At 65.1% G+C, this 2,272-nt stretch carries 3 protein-coding genes; 1 reads left to right on the top strand and 2 read right to left on the bottom strand.

The features are described from left to right. Positions 1–846: HAMP domain-containing sensor histidine kinase (locus JOZ79_RS00670; RefSeq protein WP_294069193.1), on the top strand; the 846-nt coding region annotated here is incomplete at its 5' end. Here JOZ79_RS00670 and JOZ79_RS00665 read toward each other — a convergent pair. Then, entirely contained in the window at positions 847–2,145 is a 1,299-nt protein-coding gene (locus JOZ79_RS00665; RefSeq protein ID WP_294069190.1) for a citrate synthase, read from the bottom strand. After that, positions 2,142–2,272, bottom strand: a 131-nt coding sequence (locus JOZ79_RS00660) for a hypothetical protein (RefSeq protein WP_294069196.1), incomplete at its 5' end; no start/stop codon positions are given. The genes JOZ79_RS00665 and JOZ79_RS00660, both read right to left, overlap by 4 nt.

Below are 2,272 nucleotides of genomic sequence, written 5' to 3'. Positions count from 1 at the left end.
GACGACATGGGCGAGATGCCGCTGGTCAACGCGCTCGCCAGCCGCCGCAGCTTCACTGGCCAGGTCGCCAGGAGCCGCTCGGACGGCAACCGCAGGCTGGTCCTTTCCGGGGAGGTCGTGACAACCTCCGACGGCGGCTTCGCCGGTTTCCGCGGCACCGCCGACACGCAGGACGAGCCGCCGCCCGGCCAGGTCCAGGCGCGAAGCGCCGCCTTCGACCATGCCCTGGACGAGGCGCTTCGCTCGCCGCTCGACCGGATCATCGAGAGCGCCGAGCGAATCGTCGAGCGCGCCGATGGGCCGTTGCGCAACAATTACGCGACCTATGGCGGCGATATCGCCGCCGCCGCGCGCCACCTGCTGTCCGTTGTCCAGTCGATGAGCGAGGACGGCGCCAACGATCACACGACGGTCGATCTCACCGCGCTTGCCGCCGAAGCGGTTGTCATGCTCGAATCCGCCGCCGAGGACCGGCGGGTCGCGATCGCAGTCGATTCGGCAGCCGCCCTTCGCGCCAGCGGCGAGGAGCGGGCGGTCATCCAGATCCTCGTCAACCTGATTGGGAATGCCGTCCGTCACTCGCCGGAAAGCGGCTCCGTGCAGCTCCAGTTCTCACGCACGTCCGGGACCGCATCCGTCACCGTCTCCGACCAGGGGCCGGGGATCGAGGGCGCCGACCAGCAGCGCATCTTCGAGCGGTTCGAGCGCGCCGACGAGAAGGCTGGCGGCACCGGCCTTGGGCTGGCGATCTCGCGCCGGCTCGCGCGATCGATGGGCGGTGACGTCACGCTCGAAAGCATTCCGGGTCAGGGCGCCCGCTTCACCCTCACCCTTCCGAGTGCTTGATCAGGCGGCGCTGGTCCTCTTCTCGACCGGCACGTAGTCGCGCTGGGGCGCGCCGACATAGAGCTGCCGCGGCCGGCCGATCTTCTGCTCGGGGTCCGAGATCATCTCGTTCCACTGCGCCACCCAGCCGACCGTCCGGGCAAGCGCGAACAGCGCCGTGAACATGTCGGTCGGGAAGCCGATAGCGTTCAGGATCACACCGGAATAGAAATCGACGTTCGGGTAGAGCTTCTTCTCGATGAAATATTCATCGTTGAGAGCGATGTGCTCCAACTCCTTGGCGACGTCGAGCACAGGGTCGGAGATGTTCAGCTCCTTCAGCACCTCATCGGCGGTCGCCTTCATCACCTTCGCTCGCGGATCGAAGTTCTTGTAGACCCGGTGGCCGAAGCCCATCAGCCGGAAGGGGTCGTTCTTGTCCTTGGCGCGGGCGATATATTCGGGAATACGCTTCGTGGTCCCGATCTCGCGCAGCATGTTCAGCGCGGCCTCGTTGGCGCCGCCGTGCGCCGGCCCCCACAGGCAGGCGATGCCGGCTGCGACGCAGGCGAAGGGGTTGGCTCCCGACGACCCCGCGAGCCGCACGGTGGAGGTCGACGCATTCTGCTCATGGTCGGCGTGGAGGATGAAAATCCGCCGCATCGCCCGCTCAATGATCGGATTGACCTCATAGGGCTCAGCCGGGACGCCGAAGGTCATGCGCAGGAAATTGCCGGTGTAGGTCAGGCTGTTCTGAGGAAACATGAAGGGCTGGCCGAGGCTGTACTTGTAGGCCATCGCGACCAGTGTCGGCATCTTGGCGATCAGGCGGTGCGAAGCGATCATCCGCTGGTCGGGATCGGTGATGTCGGTGCTGTCGTGGTAAAAGGACGACAGGGCGCCGACGACCCCGCACATGATTGCCATCGGGTGCGCGTCCCGGCGGAAACCGCGATAGAAGGTCGCAAGCTGCTCATGCACCATTGTGTGGCGAGTGATGGTCCGGACCCATGAATCGAGTTCCTGCTGGGTCGGGAGCTCGCCGTGGATCAGCAGGTAGGCGACCTCCATGAAGCTCGACTTCTCGGCCAGCTGCTCGATCGGGTAGCCGCGATGGAGCAGGATGCCCTTCTCGCCATCGATATAGGTAATCTTGCTCTCGCAGCTCCCGGTCGAGGTGAAGCCGGGGTCGTAGGTGAACATGCCCGTCTGGCCATACAGCTTGCGGATATCGATGACCTCGGGACCGACCGAACCGTCCAGCACCGGATAATCGAAATTTCCGGCGGGGGTGTTCAGGGTGACTGTCTTCTCGGTCATGCATTCGGCTCCACTAGCTGATCGGCAATGCGGCTCAGGCTTTCGCCCTTACCCAGCAACATGAGGACGTCAAAAATACCCGGCGAGCTGGTCCTGCCCGTAAGCGCCGCGCGAAGGGGCTGTGCAA

Source organism: Sphingomonas sp. (assembly GCF_019242355.1).
Taxonomy (GTDB): domain Bacteria; phylum Pseudomonadota; class Alphaproteobacteria; order Sphingomonadales; family Sphingomonadaceae; genus Sphingomicrobium.
The sequence above is the reverse complement of the archived record's forward strand: the minus strand, read 5'-3'. Positions and strand labels throughout refer to the sequence as shown.

Bases quoted from the DNA above. Each gene is read 5' to 3' on its own strand.
- JOZ79_RS00665 (WP_294069190.1), bottom strand. From the start codon at position 2,145: ATGACCGAGAAGACAGTCACCCTGAACACCCCCGCCGGAAATTTCGAT.